16 protein-coding genes are annotated in these 18,590 nt (G+C 33.7%); 4 read left to right on the forward strand and 12 right to left on the reverse strand.

Translation table 11 applies throughout. The annotated features are described in order from the left end of the window. Positions 1–42: 42 nt before the first annotated feature. From LpgJCM5343_RS07525 to LpgJCM5343_RS07540, 4 genes are read right to left on the reverse strand one after another with little or no spacing between them, the layout of a single operon-like run. Positions 43–501: a SprT family protein gene (locus LpgJCM5343_RS07525; RefSeq protein ID WP_049148860.1), complete on the reverse strand. Its 459-nt coding sequence runs from the start codon at positions 499–501 to the stop codon at positions 43–45. After that, complete coding sequence (locus tag LpgJCM5343_RS07530; protein ID WP_049148858.1) at positions 501–1,202, reverse strand: glycosyltransferase family 32 protein; 702 nt, start codon at positions 1,200–1,202, stop codon at positions 501–503. The genes LpgJCM5343_RS07525 and LpgJCM5343_RS07530 overlap by 1 nt, the downstream gene beginning before the upstream one ends. Then, entirely contained in the window at positions 1,199–2,635 is a 1,437-nt protein-coding gene (locus tag LpgJCM5343_RS07535; protein ID WP_049148855.1) for an oligosaccharide flippase family protein, read from the reverse strand. Before LpgJCM5343_RS07535 ends, LpgJCM5343_RS07530 begins: the two co-directional genes overlap by 4 nt. A gap of 11 nt (positions 2,636–2,646) precedes the next feature. Next, positions 2,647–3,795, reverse strand: coding sequence for a CDP-glycerol--glycerophosphate glycerophosphotransferase (locus LpgJCM5343_RS07540; protein WP_049148853.1), 1,149 nt, complete (start codon positions 3,793–3,795; stop codon positions 2,647–2,649). Positions 3,796–4,024: 229 nt separating this feature from the next. On the opposite strand from LpgJCM5343_RS07540, the gene LpgJCM5343_RS07545 reads away from it, so the two are divergent. Together LpgJCM5343_RS07545 and LpgJCM5343_RS07550 are read left to right on the forward strand one after the other, a co-directional pair. Next, the gene (locus LpgJCM5343_RS07545; RefSeq protein WP_101891091.1) at positions 4,025–4,831 is read left to right on the forward strand and encodes a helix-turn-helix domain-containing protein; all 807 of its coding nucleotides are present in this window, start codon (positions 4,025–4,027) and stop codon (positions 4,829–4,831) included. 102 nt (positions 4,832–4,933) lie between these two features. After that, a complete protein-coding gene (locus LpgJCM5343_RS07550) occupies positions 4,934–6,502 on the forward strand; it encodes an ATP-binding cassette domain-containing protein (protein ID WP_049151016.1) in 1,569 nt (522 codons plus the stop codon). Between the two features lie 87 nt (positions 6,503–6,589). Here the strand turns inward: LpgJCM5343_RS07550 and LpgJCM5343_RS07555 are convergent, their stop codons facing one another. From LpgJCM5343_RS07555 to LpgJCM5343_RS07580, 6 genes are all read right to left on the reverse strand, one after another. Then, positions 6,590–9,265: a calcium-translocating P-type ATPase, PMCA-type gene (locus tag LpgJCM5343_RS07555; protein WP_049151015.1), complete on the reverse strand. Its 2,676-nt coding sequence runs from the start codon at positions 9,263–9,265 to the stop codon at positions 6,590–6,592. A 171-nt stretch (positions 9,266–9,436) separates the two neighbouring features. Continuing rightward, the gene (gene nadE, locus LpgJCM5343_RS07560) at positions 9,437–10,270 is read right to left on the reverse strand and encodes an ammonia-dependent NAD(+) synthetase (protein ID WP_049151014.1); all 834 of its coding nucleotides are present in this window, start codon (positions 10,268–10,270) and stop codon (positions 9,437–9,439) included. 1 nt (position 10,271) lies between these two features. Further along, positions 10,272–11,744, reverse strand: a complete 1,473-nt coding sequence (locus LpgJCM5343_RS07565) for a nicotinate phosphoribosyltransferase (protein ID WP_101891092.1) — start codon at positions 11,742–11,744, stop codon at positions 10,272–10,274. Between the two features lie 111 nt (positions 11,745–11,855). Beyond that, entirely contained in the window at positions 11,856–13,829 is a 1,974-nt protein-coding gene (locus tag LpgJCM5343_RS07570; RefSeq protein ID WP_101891093.1) for a glycosyltransferase family 2 protein, read from the reverse strand. After that, positions 13,829–14,929, reverse strand: a complete 1,101-nt coding sequence (locus tag LpgJCM5343_RS07575; protein ID WP_049151011.1) for a glycosyltransferase — start codon at positions 14,927–14,929, stop codon at positions 13,829–13,831. Before LpgJCM5343_RS07575 ends, LpgJCM5343_RS07570 begins: the two co-directional genes overlap by 1 nt. Positions 14,930–14,948: 19 nt before the next feature. Next, the gene (locus LpgJCM5343_RS07580) at positions 14,949–15,677 is read right to left on the reverse strand and encodes a WecB/TagA/CpsF family glycosyltransferase (RefSeq protein WP_049151010.1); all 729 of its coding nucleotides are present in this window, start codon (positions 15,675–15,677) and stop codon (positions 14,949–14,951) included. A 142-nt stretch (positions 15,678–15,819) separates the two neighbouring features. Here LpgJCM5343_RS07580 and tagD point away from each other — a divergent pair, with 142 nt between their 5' ends. Then, the gene (tagD, locus tag LpgJCM5343_RS07585) at positions 15,820–16,206 is read left to right on the forward strand and encodes a glycerol-3-phosphate cytidylyltransferase (protein ID WP_003646836.1); all 387 of its coding nucleotides are present in this window, start codon (positions 15,820–15,822) and stop codon (positions 16,204–16,206) included. Positions 16,207–16,255: 49 nt separating this feature from the next. On the opposite strand, the gene LpgJCM5343_RS07590 is transcribed toward tagD, so the two are convergent. Continuing rightward, positions 16,256–16,957 (reverse strand): GntR family transcriptional regulator, encoded by a 702-nt coding sequence (locus LpgJCM5343_RS07590; protein WP_020807422.1) that lies wholly within the window; start codon positions 16,955–16,957, stop codon positions 16,256–16,258. A gap of 54 nt (positions 16,958–17,011) precedes the next feature. Next, a complete protein-coding gene (locus LpgJCM5343_RS07595) occupies positions 17,012–18,133 on the reverse strand; it encodes a hypothetical protein (protein ID WP_049151009.1) in 1,122 nt (373 codons plus the stop codon). A gap of 92 nt (positions 18,134–18,225) precedes the next feature. Here LpgJCM5343_RS07595 and LpgJCM5343_RS07600 point away from each other — a divergent pair, with 92 nt between their 5' ends. Beyond that, positions 18,226–18,528, forward strand: a complete 303-nt coding sequence (locus LpgJCM5343_RS07600) for a rhodanese-like domain-containing protein (protein WP_020807424.1) — start codon at positions 18,226–18,228, stop codon at positions 18,526–18,528. The last annotated feature ends 62 nt before the right edge of the window (positions 18,529–18,590 follow it).

Here is an 18,590-nt window from a genome sequence, read left to right on the forward strand (position 1 = left end):
ATACCAAATAATTTTTCTTTTAGCAAATGGAAATTTGTTTTTTTACTTATTTCTTCTAACTAATTTTAGTCTACCACCACATCTGCCGCAGCGATATTTTCTTGTATTTACTTTACGAACACGAGGATATTGAAAATGGCAGTCTTCACATTCATAAAGATAGTTTTTAACTTGCCTGCGTCTTAACCCAATGTCAGGTGTATAACGACTACCACCAACACGAGCTAATAAGTTCTTAAAATCACGATTGCGGTGCTGATAGCCTAGTCCCGCTAAGTGTAAATGATAATGCGTCAACTCATGCTTAATTATTCCCACTAAGTCTGAGCGATATTTTTCATCTAAAAAATGACCATTAATATCAATATGATGGTCATTTAGAAAATATCTTCCTCCAGTTGTCGTCATGCGATTATTAATCTTAACTTCATGCCTGAAAGGAAGGTAAAAATATTTTAATGAAATTTCTTCTACTAATTTTTGTAATTCTGTTTGATTCATTATTTTCGAATTAATTTTTGATATAAACTAGCCTGTCTTGGAGAGGATATTCTTCTCTTTAGACCGGTCACAATTTTTTGCTTTACTGACTGCTGCCCATCAATCCAAGTACCAGTAAATAAGTGAATAGAGTATGAATCTTTACTTGGATTACACAAAAAGCCATCTGGATAAACATGAACGCCATCTTTTAAAAGCTGCTCGCAGTTACCTGTTTTTAGCCCATACTTTTCTTTCAAAATATCAGTTACTGACAAACTATTCACGCCCGCCATTTGATTATTTTTGTCAAAAGTAAACTCTTTGTCTTGATAATAATCAAGAATATCTTTTATGAATGGATGATAGGCCTCTGCACCAAAAATAGCAGCTGACAAGTAGTCATTATTTTCAAAACCAATAAACGCCTGATTCTTTAAAAGTGGATCTAGCTTTTTAAGAATTCTAACATCTGTATCTAAATAGATTCCGCCCTGTTCATAAATAGCACGAGCGCGAATATAGTCAGACACAAAGGCCCATTTTTTAGCCCGATAAGCTTCTTCAAGATAGCGATTCTCATGCATATCAAAATTACTTTCATTCCACTCAATAATTTCATAGTCAGGCAACTTCTTTTTCCAAGTCGTAAGACACTCTTTAATTAATGGCGACTTGGGGTTATGTCCTACCCAGACGTAATGAATTTTTTTAGGAATCATCTTTTTACCTTTCTAAGAAAGCGAGTTATAAAGTCCATGATATCTTGATTAAAGTCTAACTTCATCATAAACATAATTCCAGCATAAATAATTAACATCAAAATTGATTTAACTGCCATGTTCAAAAAACTTGAACTAATTAGGTTAGGCATAAGCATCCCTGCAATTAACGTAATTATTCCAATTAAGAAATACTTTGGCACGTCGCTAAATGCATTTTTAAAACTATAATCATCTCTCACAATCCAAAGCCGCAAAATTAGAACTACAAATTCCGTAATTAGAATTGCGACTGTTGCTCCACTAGCTCCATATGGTCGATCAAGTAGCGCTGCTAAGACAACTTCGATAAGCGCCCCAATCACAACTGGAATGGCGTATTCCTTATCTCTTCTGTTAGCCAGCGCAAACTGATTAGCAAATACTCCCCCCATCGGAATCATGATGATCGTTAAGGCAAAAAAGAACATCAAAGGCGTCATTGGAATAAATTTCTTACCAAAGAAGAATGGCACAAATTGCTTAGTATTAGCCATAATAATGACTGCGAATAAGGTTCCAAGCATCGTCGTTGCTTCAAGCGACTTTTTTAAGACAATTTTCTGCATTTCTTTTTCTTCGCTAGCCATCTTCGGCATGATGACTAAAGAAATACTAGTAATTACTCCTAAGATCATATTAGAAATTCGCTGCGAATTATCATAAAAGGCAACTTGTGTTGAATTGCTAAAAAAACCTAGGATTGGCTTATCAAGCGAGGTATAAATCTGCGTTGCTATCTGCGGAATCATTAAGGTAATGATTGAAACAATCGTTGTCTTATATTTGTAAAAACGATTGACTGGTTTTCCTACATAGCGATGAATGTCAAGCCAAAAGACAAAAGATCCAAGCATTGTCGAAACTGACATAATTAAAAAATACTTCCAAAGATCAGCTGGTGACTTAATTAATAATAAAATCAAAACCACACTAGCTAACTTAACAGCAGTATTTTTTAACACTACCCGACCAAAATCAGCTAAACCTTGAAAGAACCAAGAAATATCGACCTGGGCAGAAATCAAATATGGAATCATTAAGATTAAGTAGTTCCAGTATTGAATATGAAAAATATTGGTAATCAGTAAAGTAATTAAAATAGTCACCAAACCAGCAATTGCTTGGAAATACCATAATCCCCAGAAAGCTTCTGTCAATTCCTGAGGCGTACCATAAGTTCTGGTTCGAGAAACAGTTCGAATTCCAATATAGGAAACTGACAAGGTGCAAAATACCATTAGAAATTGCACAGTATTATTTACACTACCATAAATACCATAAGTCTTAGGTCCTAAAACACGAGATAAATATGGAACTGTAATTAGCGGCACTAAAACTAGAAAGATTTGATAGACCGCATTATATAAAATATTAAGAAAAGTTCGCTTCACTACTTTTTCCTCTAAAATTTCTTTGTCATGTAATTGAAGATAGGCTCGCAAGAATCAAGATTATCAACTTCATCAATTAACTCACGCCAATAAAAACGTTGATTTTTGTATTGATGATCATCAGGATGCCTCAAAACTTGTAAAAATTCCTCTTGTGAATTAACACACGGACCGGGTGTAACATCCTCGTATGGACTCAATAATAAACCACGTACTTTTTCGTACTGTTTTAAATAATTGGTAATAAAAATAATTGGCTTATCTAAGTACAAATAATCAAAATAAATTGATGAAAAATCAGTAATTAAGAAATCAGTATTTCCAAGCAGCTCGTATAAGTCGAGATCATTTTTAAATAAATAATCATTATTTAAGAAGGCGATGTTTGAAAATTGACTGTTAAAGTCTTCAAACATCCGCATTTCATAAGGATGAAGCTTCACGATTAAATACTGATGCTTTGCTTTTAATGCATCATTTAATTTATAAGGATCAAAATCTTGAAAAGCAAAATAATTTCCTTGCTTTATTTTTTCCATAACCAATGGATCTTCAAGCTCATAACGAAAAGTTGGCATGTAGATTCCTATTTGAGCTTGATCATCCCTAGTTTTAAATAAATCTACTAATAATTTTTCCTTAGAGATTGCTGGATGATTAATGTAATCAATTCTAGGGAAACCAAGCTTTTGATATTTTTTACCTTCAATTGCCATACAGGCACTCATTAAACTTTCGTAGAGATCAGAGCTTGAAGCTACCAGGTCTGCATTTTTATGCCATAGCTTTTGGTTACGCTTATTATCACGATAGTGTGTATTGTGAGCCATAAAGCCCATACGTTTTAAAGGTACGCCATGCCAGAACTGAATATTAACTTGAGCAGAACGTGCTTTAAAAGGTTGATGAGTAGTAATCACATATTTAGCTGCACCAATTTTCTTCCAGGTTTCCCAGGATAAGTGAGAAGATGGCCAAGGTTCAACTAAGGTAATGTTGTAGTCTGGATGATTAGCCTTAATGTATTTATAAAATAAATAGCCGTTTGAGCCAGATCTGCCTGAGCCATTCAAGATAACAATATTCTTTTCTTTAATTGGGCGAAGACTTGCAAGTAAGCTTATTCCCCATAAGTACAAGCGAAAAAATAAACTTTTCATTTAGATGTTCCTCAGTAAATGGATTTATTGACAAATCTTAAACATTTGTCAATTATATACTCATTACTAAGGGTATAAAAAAAGCTTGAGTAAACTCAAGCTTTTTTTGATTATTTGATAAAACTTTATCTTCTTCCACTATCTCATTCCATTTTTATTTCTATATTTTCCATTTAAAATTTCATATAATTCATAACTAGATAGACTTTTATAGATTGGAGATTACAACATGAATATTGGCGAAGCATTAAAACAATATCGTACTAACGCAGGACTAACTCAAAAAGAATTCACTCAAAATATCCTTTCTCCAGCGCATTACTCGAAAATAGAACGTAATCTACATGAAATTTCAGCAAATGACCTGCTAAAACTGTTGAGTCAAAATAAAATACGTTATTCAGATTTTTTCTCATCCCTCGATCAAAACAACGTAAACGACCAAGATGAAAAACTTAGTGAGCAATTATTATCTGCTTACTATGATCGAAATCTTGATAAAGCAAAGGAAATCTATACTCAAATTAATACATCTAATGATGATTTACTTAAATTACAAGCTCAACTTATTCTCAATACTCTACAATCAGGTCGTCATAAATTTCCTAAAAACAAAGATAAAATTATACAAAAAGTCTTTTCAGGTACTCATTGGCTCAATGATTCTCACAAAATTCTGATATTAGCTACCTTTATTGAAGTTCTTGATCCCTTTGACTTACCTTTCTTTTTAAATCAAATTTATCAGAAATATCAAAACAATCTTGGTAAACAAACTCTAAAAATTCAAGAAAGCGTTGCATCTTTCTGTATCAACTATTTATATTCAGCATCCCAAAACAGAAATATTAGTTCAACTAATAAAGCTATTCAACTATTAACTCAATTAACAGAATATCCCGAATTAGGTATTGAGAAAATTATAGGTTATTACTATCATTGTTACTTTACAAATCAAAAAGAACAATTAAAGCCCATTATTACTATTTTAAAGAAAAGTAACTTAAGTAAAACAATAAATATCTTGCCACAATAAACTGCATATACGCAACTCGCTGATCAATTATGCAAAAAAAATCCTCTTCATTACGCAAATACCTTATCATTTATCTCATCTTAAATGAAAAGAGGAGTAACAATGAAGAAGTTTATCAACAAAAAATATTTTGCCTTAAGCATCTTGCTTTCATGCTTGAGTGGCTTAGAATTGCCTTTTGGAACTTGGTCATATTCAGAAATATTCTCTTTAATTACTGAAAAAAATATTCCTAATACTATCAGGATGGTAGCAGTTATTACTATTGCCCAAATTCTTTTGGTCATTATTAAGTATTTGAATACACGGATACTTAACAGAAATATCGCTTGTTTTAATCAAAACGTGCGTGAATTTCTAATGAAAAGCAACTTTATTGAAATCAGTGAAAACAATGTATCAAAGCAAATTTCTTTTCTTTCAAATGATCTTAACTTAATAGAAGAGAACTATTTGAAGCAACTTTTTCAATTAATTTCAATGATTGTAACAATTGTCGGTACTTCAATAGTTGCAGTTGGCAATAGTTTTTTATTAACTTTAGTTTTTATTTCATTCGCTATTTTTTCAAGTATTATCCCTAAGTTTTTTAGCAAGAAAACAGCCCAGCAGTCAAATAATTGGAGTACTTCTACTGGAACTTACATAACATTTATGTCCGATTTTTTAAAGAATATTAGGACAGTTTTAAATTACAATGCATTAGATACCTTTATTAAAAAAGGGCAAAAAATTATTACTCAATCTACTGAAAATAAGAGATTACGTGATAATACAATTGCTAAAAGCAATTTTTGGGTTAATATATTCGTTTATTCTTTTGACTTTTTACCTATTGGAATAGGAATAATTATGGTCATCAAAGGGATGCTTACTCTAGCCTCATTTGTAGCTGTCCAATACTCCAGTACTTGGATTATTAACAGTTTTTACAGTATTAATAGCTGCCGTAATCAAATGTCATCAGCCAAACCTATGATAGATAAGCTACTTTCTTTTAAACCAGAAGAATTTGACAAAAATATTCCTAATTCTAACCTAAATACCTTAACCCTTAACAATATTAGCTTTGGATATAAGCCAGGAGAATTAGTACTAGACAAAATCAACTTAAAAATTAAAAGAGGTGATAAATTATTACTTACTGGTAAGTCTGGTCAAGGAAAGTCTACCCTTCTTAATCTTTTAACTGGTCAACTAAAACCTACTAAAGGAAACGTGCTCGTCAATGGGATGACCAATCAAAATTATACATTTAGTGAGGTACAACAGACTTCTCAAATATTTAATGATACTTTACTTTTCAACCTAACATTAGGTAAAAAGTTTGATGATTTCAAAATTACAGAAGCTATCAAAAAGGCTGGACTATTGCCATATGTTAATCGGTATGGCTTAAATACGATTATAGAAGAAAATGGAAATAACTTATCTGGCGGTGAAAAGAAACGAATAGAATTGGCACGAGCTTTTCTATATGAAAGAGATTTTTTAATTGTTGACGAAGGGACAGCTTCGCTTGATCCCACCACAGCTAATCAGATTCATGAAGTGTTCTTAGATTCTCCATTAACAGTAATTGAAATAGATCATCATATTCCACCTAAAATTATGCAAATGTTTAATCATCATTATGATCTGCACGACAAGCAATTAGAACGGATATTCTAATTTGTAAAAAAAGGCAGCTAGAAAATTTAAACTAGCTGTCTTTTTTCATGCATATTTTTTATTCTACCTGCTAGAAGATGATATTTATTATTTTCTAGCAGTCCGTCTTTCAAAGAATTTAACGATTTCAACAATGATAATCATCAAAAGTCCTGCAATAATTACAACCAACCATTGCATCCCATCTAATTCAGTCACATCAAAAATCTTAGTTAAAAACGGAATTTCTACTGCAGCCATAACTAAAGCAGAAATAATAATTGCTCCGTTGAACCACTTATTTTCAAATGTTTGCCCTCTAAAGATTGACTTGTGAATAAATTTAGAGTTAAAGGCATGGAACAACTGAATTAAGCCTAAAGTAAGGAAGGCCATAGTTAAAGCATCTGCATGTTGCATAGCTGCGTTTCCAACGTGAGGTCCGACATGTAAACCAAACTGATATGCACCTAAAACTAAAATACCTTCTAAAATACCTTGGTAAATAATCGAACTTGCAACACCGCCACTAAAGAAGTTTGACTTTCTACCACGTGGTTTCTTCTTCATAATTCCTGGCTCAACTGGTTCAACACCCAAGGCAATTGCTGGTAAAGTATCAGTGACTAAGTTAATCCACAACAATTGCACTGGCATTAAGATATCCCAACCAAGCATCGTCATCATAAAGACTGTCAAAACTTCACCAACGTTACAACTCATTAGATAAAGGATCGCCTTTTGAATATTAGCAAATACCTTACGTCCTTGCTTGATTGCTTCAACGATTGTCGCAAAGTTATCATCGGCTAATACCATATCTGCTGCACCCTTTGATACTTCAGTACCAGTAATTCCCATACCAATACCAATATCAGCCTGCTTTAGACTAGGTGCGTCATTTACCCCGTCCCCAGTCATTGCAACGATCTTATTATTTGCCTGCCAAGCTTTAACAATTCTAACCTTATTTTCAGGAGATACACGAGCATAAACGCTATAGTCTTGAACGTGCTTGTTAAAGTAATCATCTGACAATTTATCAAGTTCAGCACCTGTAATTACGGACTTATCTTTGTCTGAACCTGTTTCTAATATACCTAAACGAGAAGCAATTGCAGCAGCAGTGATTTGGTGGTCACCAGTAATCATAACTGTTCTAATACCAGCACTCTTGGCTTCTGCGACAGCGGCTTTAGCCTCTGGTCTTTCTGGATCGATCATTCCGACTAAACCAGCAAAAATTAAATCTTGCTCAACGTTATTAGTAGTTGGATCGTCATAAGCCTTATCCACAATCTTGTAAGCCAGTCCCAAAACACGTAAGGCTTGTTCAGCCATATTCTTGTTAGAAGCTAAGATGTTTTCCTTTTCACTGTCAGAAACTGGCGTTACTTGACCCTTTTTTTCGATCTTAGTTACACGTTTTAATAATTCGTCAGGTGCACCCTTCACAGCAACAAAGAATTTATCACCATAATGGTTAACCGTCGACATTAATTTTCTCTCTGAATCAAAAGGAACTTCTTGAACACGGCTATCTTTCTTGAGTAAATCTTCAACTTTGACGTTTTGATCAAAAGCATATTGAATCAAAGCTGTTTCAGTTGGATCTCCTAAAAGCCGTCCACCATCTTCAATTTTAGTGTCGTTAGCCAAAATCATGGCCATCATAGCTGGATTATCTACCTTAACTGCCTCTTCATCATTATGAAGTTCACCATCATAGTAAACTTTTTCAACAGTCATTTGATTTTGCGTTAAAGTACCGGTTTTATCAGAACAAATAATATCTGTTGCACCTAAAGTTTCAACAGCAGGTAGCTTTCTAACAATCGCCCTATGCTTAGCCATCGTTTGCGTGCCAAGAGCTAAAATAATCGTTACAATTGCCGGTAAACCTTCTGGAATTGCAGCAACAGCTAAGGAAACAGCAACTAAGAACATGTCAATAATTAACTTATTAGTTGGCTCGCTTCCTTGCTTGGTAAACATCCCCACGACAAAGACAATTACACAAATTGCTAAAATCATGATGGTTAATGTCTTACCAAGTTGATTTAAGTTTTCCTTTAATGGAGTAGCTGTTTCATCGGCATTGTTTAACATTGTCGCAATTTTACCGACTTCAGTCTTCATTCCAGTTCCAACTACAATACCTTCTGCTCGGCCATAAGTTACATTAGTATTGGCATAAGCCATATTAACGCGGTCACCTAAAGCTACATCATCAGCTTTTAAGATGTCGCTATCTTTTTCAACCGGAACTGATTCACCAGTCAAAGCAGACTCTTCAACTTTTAAACTAGCTGTCTTAGCTAAACGCATATCAGCAGGAACAACGTCTCCTGCTTCAAGTAGCACAACATCACCCGGCACAATGTCAGTACTTGGAATCTCTAGAATTGCTCCTCCGCGTCTTACATGTGCATTCGGCGTCGACATTTCTTTCAAGGCATCAATTGCGGCTTCTGATCTGGCTTCTTGAATTACGCCTAAAATTGCATTTAGCAAGACAACAATCATAATAATTGCTGCATCCGTCCACTCATTTGCCACAACTCCTGATAAAACTGCGGCTACAATCAAGACAATGATCATAAAATCCTTAAATTGATCAATGAAGCGCATGAACATACTGCGTTTTTTCTTTGATGCTAAAGAATTAGGCCCCTCTGAAGCTAATCGTTTCTTAGCTTCATCATCAGACAGCCCATTATCTAGTGATGTATGTAGTTCTTTCTCGATTTGAGAAATATCTTGAGCATAGTACTTCTCTTTCAAAGCCAATCCCTCCAATAACTAAAAAAGACTTATAACGAACCCATCGTCATAAGTCTCACTAATTAAGATAAGCCCAGAGACATTCATCCCGGTTGTTGAACTTATCGCAATAAATTGCCGTTACTCTCTTATGCAAGTTTATTATATTAAACTAACGAGTCCGACACAAGTTTAGTTCTTTTTATAAAAATCATCAAAAATAGTTACTGGCAAGTGACGCTTATGCTCACTCTTCTTCCATAACTTTTCAATTTGTTCAGCAGCTTTATCGCTTACTTCTTTACCTTCTAAGTAATCGTCAACTTCCTTGTAAGTTACGCCTAAAGCTACTTCATCTGGTAAATCTGGTTTTTCTTCTTCTAAATCAGCAGTAGGTGCCTTTTCATACAGATGTTTAGGACAACCAAGCTCTTTAAGCATCGCCTTTCCTTGACGCTTATCTAAGCGGAAAAGCGGAGTAAGATCAGCTGCACCATCGCCGTACTTAGTGTAAAAGCCAGAGAAGTTCTCTGCAGCATGGTCAGTTCCGACAACTGCCCCATTATTTGCACCAGCAATTGCATATTGAACAACCATTCTTTGACGCGCCTTAATATTACCCTTATTAAAATCAGTAATCTTTTGACCAGTTGCTTCAACTACTTTGACCATTGCATCAACTGGTTCTTTAATATTTACGATTAAATCTTGATCAGGCTTTTGAAAAGCAATTGCATCTGCAGCGTCGCTTGCATCAGCTTGAACGCCATAAGGAAGACGAACAGCGATAAATTGGTAAGAATTATCGCCAGTTTCTTCACGCATTTCTTCAATTGCCATTTGGCAAAGCTTACCAGTTAAAGTTGAATCTTGACCACCAGAAATCCCCAAAACATAGCTCTTTAAAAATGGGTTTTCTTTTAAATATTCTTTTAGAAAATCAATTGATTTACGAATTTCTTTTTTAGGATCAATTTCTGGTAATACATGTTCATAAGCAATAATTTTTTCTTGTAATGGACGCATTCTAATATCCTCTTTTCACAATTCGGCTGCGAATATTATTAATCAAGTTTACCTTGTTGTCATATAATTTTTGCGATAAATCGACTGGGTAGTCTTGTGGATTCAAGCTACGCTTGTATTCATCCCATAAACCATCGAGGTTATTTGCTGCAAACTCTTTCGTTTCTTTTAGAGTAGGTTCTTGATAAACTAACTTACCTTCATGGAAGATTTCGTGCAATAACGGACGAGCAGTATAGTCGGTAACAACCTTATTGATATAAGTATATTGAGGGTGGAACATGAAAAGAGCATCGAACTTTCTTGGGTCTTCATCATAGCGTGATACCCAATCACCTTCATTTTTCTTTTCAGAGTTAGCTTGAATTCTCCAAACTTGCTTTTTACCTGGAGTAGATACTTTTTCCGCATTTGAAGAAATCTTCAAAGTATCACGCATATTGCCATCCTTATCTTCAATAGCAACTAACTTGTACACTCCACCTAAAGCTGGTTGATCAAAAGCGGTAATTAATTTAGTACCAATTCCCCAAACATCAATTTTTGCGCCTTGCATCTTAAGGTTTTGAATAGTCTTTTCATCCAAGTCATTTGAAGCATAAATCTTTGCATCAGGGAAGCCAGCATCATCTAATTGCTTGCGCACTTTTTTAGAAATATATGCCATATCTCCCGAGTCAATACGAACACCTTGGAAGTTAATCTTATCGCCCATTTCTTTAGCAACTTTAATTGCAGTTGGAACGCCGCTTCGCAAAGTGTCATAAGTATCAACTAAAAAGACACAATTTTTATGTGTTTCCGCATATGCTTTAAAGGCATCATATTCATTATTAAATGCTTCAACTAAAGAGTGCGCATGTGTTCCTGCAACAGGAATGTTAAATAACTTTCCTGCTCTAACATTACTAGTAGCGTCAAAACCACCGATATATGCTGCACGAGTTCCCCAAATAGCTGCATCAGTTTCTTGAGCACGACGTGAGCCAAACTCCATTAAACCGTCATTACCTACTGCCACCTTAATTCTAGCGGCTTTAGTTGCAATTAAAGTCTGGAAGTTAATAATATTTAAAATTGCAGTTTCTACTAATTGTGCTTGAGCTAATGGGCCTTCGATCTGCATAATTGGCTCATTTGCAAAGACCAGTTCCCCCTCTCTAGCACTGCGAATGGTTAATTTTAATTTTAGATTACGTAAATAATCAATAAATTCATCATCATAACCACAAGTTTCCTTGAGATATTCTAAGTCGCTTTCCTTAAAATGGAGGTTATTCAAGTATTGAATAACATGGCTTAAACCAGCATTAACTGCGTAGCCGTTACCAAAAGGTTCTTTTCTAAAAAATACTTCAAATACTGAATTTCTTTCACTTACACCCTTTTTAAAATAGGTATACATCATATTAATTTCATACAAGTCTGTATGAAGAATTAACGAATCGTCTTGATCAATTTGTGGGTAAAACATTTTGTCTCCCTCATCACTAAATAAATAATTTCTTTCTTGTACCTTATTATAATCAAAGACACGCAGATATCAAAAAGAGACACCAAAATGATGTCTCTAAAAATATTTAAGCTATTTACTTATGATATTTACATAGTCTCTAATTGTAAAAAATTCTAGAATTTCAGTTAATTTTTCTCGATCTTTTTTGTTCACCACGTAAAGGCTTGTTCCCTGACTAATTACTTTCATTAAATTAGCGTAAAAAGGCGCTAGTTTATTTTGTTTGAGCTTTTGAATAAATTCTTCAATATCTGCTCCGTGGTACACTTTTAGGTCTTTAGGAATAATGATTTCTATCTTTTTTTCAGGATTATAGTTAGTACCAAAACCGACAATTGTTTGTAAGTAAGGTGACTTAACATTCTTAAGCCTATTTTCAATAATTAACGGAGTAATTTCTTTCAATGAGGTCTTACCCTGTTTAAAAATCACTGGACAAAGCGAAGCAATATGACACTTATTAAATGCATAATAAATAGCAGCTTGAAGACGATAAAATGGTATTTTAATTTTACTTGTAATGTGATGCAGAGTGCGTAATTCTGCTATAACCTGATCTTGATTCAATTGCTTATCTGCTGGCTTTTTATTTTTAACAATTCGATATTTTAGACCTACAAAGTTACCATTGACCATTCTTAGACCAAAATTAATTTGAGCATTATACCAAGATGGCATTCCATTCACTAAATAGTTCTCTCGCACACTAGTTTCAAAAACTTCTCTGCGCCAAAAAGCATAATTAGTATAAATGTTTACACCCATGCCGAGCGCTGTTTTTACCAAACTAATTTGATTACGATAATATGGTCTAATTAAATGCAATTTACCATCTTTTAAGCGTTGATACATTGCTCGAATACCAACAAACATTCCATCGCATTTTTCACCATAAAGCGTACTAGCTGCACGATAAAAGACATTCTGATTAAATAAAACTTTATCAGCATCTAGAACAAAAATTATCGAGCCTTCTACAAATTTTGTTCCGTATTCAATCGCATGCAAATAATTATGCTGCTTTTGCTTATGATATTTAACTGGTAAAGGTGTATTTTCTAAATAACGCTTAACAATTGTTTCCGTTTCATCACTTGAACCATCATTAATTAAGATAATCTCCCAATCACGGTACGTCTGATTCTTGATTGATTCTAACGCCTCAACAATTGTATTAGCACTATTATGAGCTGGAATGATAACTGAAATTTTTCGCTGATTTCTGCCTAATTCAATATTGCCGAATACGTTGACTATACATAAATCTATGATCAAGACTAAAACTAAATAACTGGTATTAATTACATTTGATTCAGCAATAATCAAACTACCTTCGTTAATAATTAAAAATAATACAGTCCCTAAAATTAAATGACTGTTTATGTTCAACTGCCTTTTAAGCCTTATATAGACAATTGCTCCCAGCGTTTCTAACAATAAAGAAATTGCTTCAATATTCCAGGAAAGATTTTTAAAAACAAAGTCAGTAAACTCAGGTGTGTACCAAACTAGCGAAACGAGCAAAACAATTAAATAAACGCATAGTAAAAAGGGTCTCAATTGTTCACTAAAAGTAACTACTACTCTAATTACATAGAAAATAAAAGTTAAAACAGCAACAATTAAAATTAAGATTGTTCCGGACCTAACTGATAATTGAGCTAGAATATTTAAATTCAACAAAAGCAAGACTAAATTTTTAGTATTAAAATGTCTATCTAAGAAATATAAGGTTCCCATATAAGCAATGATAGCTAAACGGTATAGCGATCCTATCTCAGCAAAGGGCAAAACTTCGCTCTTATTCAAAATCGCTGTCAAAGATAGAAAAACTGATAAATAGCTTAGAGCCTTTTCTGCAAACCACTGATCTAGATCTTCAATTTCAATTGATAAAGTTAACAAAAGCAAGATCAAACCATATGCCGCGCTAATTATAAAAAAGCCATTATCGCCATGCCAAATATTGCTGCTTAGTTCAAAAATTAGCGGTAGAATTCCAATCAAAATTGCCAGCAGACTACTTTTATGATAATTTTCCACTATTTTTCACCCAAGATGAATTTGTAATAATTTTCAATTGCCACTAACTGATTTTTCATTGAAAAGGCATGCATCAAATACGTCTTTTCTTTTTCTGCCATCTCTTCAAGTTTTTCTTGACTAGTTGAAATTGCTTGCTTTAGCTTTTCACTAATATCATTTAAGTTTCCAATTTTAGCAACAAATCCATACTTTTCACTAGGAATCATTTTTTCAATATCGCCAACATCTGTTGACATAATTGGTACTAAATTATCGCTAGCTTCAAGCAATACCAACGGAAAACTTTCTGAGTAAGACGTTAAAACAGCCAAATCCATTTTTTGATAGAGCTTGCGGATCTCTTTCTGGTTCAAAAAGCCGTGGAAAGTTACCTGTGAACTAATCCCTAGATCTCGCGCAAGTGCTCTTAAATTATTAAATTCGCTTCCATCACCAGCAATATGTAAGCGAACGTTTTTATCATTGATCTTTTTAATGGCCTTTAAAAGCAAATCTTGTCCCTTAACTTTTTCTGTTCTTCCAACATCAATTATATTGAAATAGGGATGAGCATATTTTTTAGGTAATTCTTTATTGTCATGGAAAAAAATCCCATTATAGATTACACAAATTTTAGTTTTCGGGATGCCTACCTTTTCAACTAAAAGATCAGAAAAGTTCTGCGTAATCGCAAAAATACCATCAGCTTTTTTTAAAGCCATAATGTTCAACTTAGTAAAAATGTTTCCAATCATTCCCCGTCCTTCAAAATCTTTTAAAGGATCAGAATGAACTGTGATAATCCATTTAGCCTTAATTTGCTTTTTAATCATCGAAACAAATAAATTAGCTCGTGCACCATGAGTATGAACGATATCAAAGTTGCCATTATTAATGAATTTAGCGAGTCTTTTTAAAACAGTTAAATCATAACGACTTTGGGCACCTAAAATCGTTGTCTTAATTCCTGCTTTTTTGGCAGCTTTTGCCACCGGGCCATCTGCTAAGGTCAGCAATTCAAAATCAGCATCTTGCCGATTAGCTTCTGTTAATAAATTAACAATATGAGACAGGCCCCCGCCCTTTTCTAATCCAGCGTTAACATGTAAAACTTTCATTTAATTTATATTCTTTCTATTATTTTTGTTTCTTAGACTTTTCGACTTCAACTACAAATTCTGGTAAGGCCAGCATCCGTTTAAAACGTGTTGGATTGGTAATCAAGCGATAAAACCATTCAAGATGAGTTTTTTGAAATACTTCCGGAGCACGTTTAACCGCACCCGAAAAGACATCAAAACTTCCGCCCACTCCCATCATAATTGCTGGCACCTCTGCTTGCCGCAATAAAGAAATTAACTCTTCTTGTCTAGGAAAACCAATTGCTGCAAAAACCAAATCAGGCTCAGTATTTTCAATTCTTTTAGCAACGGTTTTAAGATCATCCTTAAAGTAGCCATCTTCAGCCCCAACTAATTCGATTCCTGGATAATCTTTAGCAATTTTGGCCTTAGTAATTTTCATTACTGCAGGCGTTGCACCAATTAAATAGACACGGAGCTTTCTTAAATTTCCCACATGCAAAAGCCAGGTAAACAAATCATAGCCTGTTACACGTTCCTTGATTGGAGTTTTAAGCATTTTTCCGCCTAAAACAATTCCAATTCCATCAGCTGTAACTAAATCTGCATCCTTTTTGATAAGTTCCATAAATTTAGGATCTTTATTTGCAGCCATCACAATTTCAGGATTAGCTGTTACCACCATAGTTGATACTTTATTGTTTAACCGGTTAATTAATCTATCTTTAAATTCTTCTAACGAATAATTATCAAATTCTATTCCTAAAATACTAACTTTATTCATGCTCTGTTTTTAACCATTTCTAATCGAAATATATCTTTACTTACCATTTTAACAAAAAAGTGCTACTAACTTTTTTAAACATAAAAGTTTCACTTTTTTCTACTTCTGCTAGAATAGTAACTATTACAAGGGAGTATTTATTATGAAAAAAATTATCACCTACGGTACCTTTGATCTACTGCATTATGGTCATATTCGTCTTCTAAAAAGAGCGCGTGCACTAGGAGACTACCTAATAGTAGGACTATCAACAGACGAATTTAATGAATTCAGCAAGCATAAGCAGGCTTACAATAATTATGCCGAAAGAAAATATATTCTTGAAGCAATTCGATATGTGGATCAAGTTATCCCTGAAGAAAATTGGGATCAAAAAATCAGCGATGTCCAAAAATATGATATTGATACTTTCGTAATGGGGAATGATTGGGAAGGAAAATTTGACTTTCTAAAACCCTACTGCAAAGTAAAATATCTTGAAAGAACTCCTGGAATTTCTACTACTCAAATCAAAGAAGACTTAAAATAAAAAATGCATGGTGCAGTCAATAAATCAAAATCAACTGTACTATGCATTTTTATTTTTCAAAAGTAAATTCAAATCTTTCAGCTACATAAGATGCACGAACGTACTCAAAAGGATAGTGATCGTTAAGTTCTGTAACTTGCCGTCTCGTTACTAATGGTTCACCCTTTTTCACTGATAATAAGCGCGCTTCATTTTCATTGGCAACAGATGCACCAATATTTTCAACTACACTACCAATCTTATAGCCACCTTTTTTTTCAAGAGTTTGATATAAACTACTCGAAATCTCATCTTTAGAGAAACGTGAAACTAATTTATAAGGAATTGTGGCTACTTCGTAACAAATTGGCACATTATCAGCAAAACGAACACGTTCCATTCTTAAAACATTATCCGTATCCTTAATCTTTAACTTTTCTTTTTCAGATAAAGAAGGCTTAGTTACGCGGTAAGACAATAATTTACTAGAAGGGACTTGACCATTAGCACGAGTTATATCCGTAAAGCTCATAATTCCAGACATTTTTTCTTGCACCTTTTGGCTAGAAACATAAGTCCCGCTTCCTAAGCGTCTTTCTAAAATTCCTTCATCTTCCAATGTCTTAATTGCTTGACGTAATGTCATTCTAGAAACATTAAATTTCAAGGCTAATTGCCGCTCAGCAGGGATTCGCTCTCCAACTTTATATTTTTTATTTTCAATATCACGCTTTATTTGGTTGTGAATTTTAATATACATCGGTTCTTGCATGATAAACCCTCACTTCATTATCCTATCAAGTTTATTTTAGCTTAAAGTAGCCAATTAGTCATTGTTCTTCTTTGCTTCCCAACGCATTCCTAAAATATTTACATTAGGCCGACTATTACATTCTACTTCTAAATCTTTGCTGCTGCTTGAAACAATATTCAGCTTGATCTTAGCATCATCTTGAACTGCAAGCGTACTACCATTAGGGTTAAGAATTAAATCTCTACCACCTAAACTCGCTTGCCCATTTAAAGCTAAAAAGTATTCGAAATCATCTCTACCAGAAAAAGCAACTCTAGTCGCATCAGCACTTGCCTTATCCTGAAAATCAGCATGGCTCACAATACTTGAATTATTGAGTGTAACTTTAGCATTATCACAGGCAATTAAACGATCTATTTTACTATTTTGAATTAAAGTTTTAGTATTCTTATCAATAAAAACTCCGCCTTTAAATTCAGATTGTAAAATATTTACCCAAGAATCATCAGAAATATAAAAGCTAGAATCATCATTTTTTTCAACAGTCGAATTAAGCATATTTACCCAGGTCTGTCCATGAATTAACCCATAAGAAATCGAGGTATTATTCAAATCAACTTCTGCATTTGAATCAGGATAAGTACTTAAATTACCGTGAATCACGCTATTAGAAATAATTGCCGTCCCTTTTCCCTGAATACCTAAAGCAGCGTAATCTTTAGAATCGTAATCAATTAAAGAATCAGTCATGGTCAATCTAAAATCAGCTTGCGCAAATAAAGAAACGCTAGAATTTAAAATTCTACTGGAAAACAGCTCAAGGGTACACTTACCATTTACAGCAATTGCAGCCATATCATTTTCATCGCCGTAAAGATTAGTGTTGCGCAAAGTCAGATAAGTATCCGCGTTGTCTTCAACATAAATAGTATTATGGTCAGATTTTGTTTGAAGACAAATATTTTCTAAAGTAAAAAAACTGCAATCCCTATCAAGTACAAAAAAGCCGCTAATTACAGTTTCTTCTGATGCATTACCTGTTCCTTTGATAGTAATATTATTTACTTCTAAACCTTGATTTAGCTCATAAAAACCTGGAGCAAGCAATAATACGTCATCAGGCTGTAAGTCTTTTAGTGCACTTTTCCAATCAGTCCCGTCTCCGCGACCACTAACTTTAATAAGACGTGTCATATCGACTAATCCTTTCTACACATAAATTTCACACATTATTCCTTCAAATTTCATTTTTTTTAGCTTAAATATAATTGTTAATGGAGGTAACTATGATTAACATTACTACAAATCAATTAGCAGAAATTCTAGCAAAAGATTCTACAATTAATTTATATGATTTACGAACACCAATTGAATTTGCATCAGGACATATTCCTGATAGTCATAATCTTCCCTTTGAAGAATTAAAATACTTCAATGATCCCAAAAACGAGACCTACTACTTCATTTGTCGGTCTGGAGACCTTTCTTATTATGCTTGCCAAACCTTAAAATCTAAGGGTTATAAACACCTAATTAATATTAACGACGGCATCCTTAATTGGAAGGGAAAAATCCAAAGTTTAACTTAAAAAATATAATACAACAAAAAAGGTCATCAAATGATGACCTTTTTTTCGGGTTGGGTGTTCTT

The sequence above is a fragment of the Lactobacillus paragasseri genome (genome assembly GCF_003584685.1).
Taxonomy (GTDB): Bacteria; Bacillota; Bacilli; order Lactobacillales; family Lactobacillaceae; genus Lactobacillus; species Lactobacillus paragasseri.

What these genes read in the sequence shown, in the direction of transcription:
- nadE (WP_049151014.1), bottom strand. Translation starts at nt 10,270, where the DNA reads ATGCGTCCATTACAAGAAAAAATTATTGCTTATGAACATGTATTACCA.
- LpgJCM5343_RS07530 (WP_049148858.1), bottom strand. Translation starts at nt 1,202, where the DNA reads ATGATTCCTAAAAAAATTCATTACGTCTGGGTAGGACATAACCCCAAG.
- LpgJCM5343_RS07545 (WP_101891091.1), top strand. Translation starts at nt 4,025, where the DNA reads ATGAATATTGGCGAAGCATTAAAACAATATCGTACTAACGCAGGACTA.
- LpgJCM5343_RS07550 (WP_049151016.1), top strand. Translation starts at nt 4,934, where the DNA reads ATGAAGAAGTTTATCAACAAAAAATATTTTGCCTTAAGCATCTTGCTT.
- LpgJCM5343_RS07590 (WP_020807422.1), bottom strand. Translation starts at nt 16,957, where the DNA reads ATGCAAGAACCGATGTATATTAAAATTCACAACCAAATAAAGCGTGAT.
- LpgJCM5343_RS07565 (WP_101891092.1), bottom strand. Translation starts at nt 11,744, where the DNA reads ATGTTTTACCCACAAATTGATCAAGACGATTCGTTAATTCTTCATACA.
- LpgJCM5343_RS07575 (WP_049151011.1), bottom strand. Translation starts at nt 14,929, where the DNA reads ATGAAAGTTTTACATGTTAACGCTGGATTAGAAAAGGGCGGGGGCCTG.
- LpgJCM5343_RS07525 (WP_049148860.1), bottom strand. Translation starts at nt 501, where the DNA reads ATGAATCAAACAGAATTACAAAAATTAGTAGAAGAAATTTCATTAAAA.
- LpgJCM5343_RS07600 (WP_020807424.1), top strand. Translation starts at nt 18,226, where the DNA reads ATGATTAACATTACTACAAATCAATTAGCAGAAATTCTAGCAAAAGAT.
- LpgJCM5343_RS07540 (WP_049148853.1), bottom strand. Translation starts at nt 3,795, where the DNA reads ATGAAAAGTTTATTTTTTCGCTTGTACTTATGGGGAATAAGCTTACTT.
- tagD (WP_003646836.1), top strand. Translation starts at nt 15,820, where the DNA reads ATGAAAAAAATTATCACCTACGGTACCTTTGATCTACTGCATTATGGT.
- LpgJCM5343_RS07595 (WP_049151009.1), bottom strand. Translation starts at nt 18,133, where the DNA reads ATGACACGTCTTATTAAAGTTAGTGGTCGCGGAGACGGGACTGATTGG.
- LpgJCM5343_RS07580 (WP_049151010.1), bottom strand. Translation starts at nt 15,677, where the DNA reads ATGAATAAAGTTAGTATTTTAGGAATAGAATTTGATAATTATTCGTTA.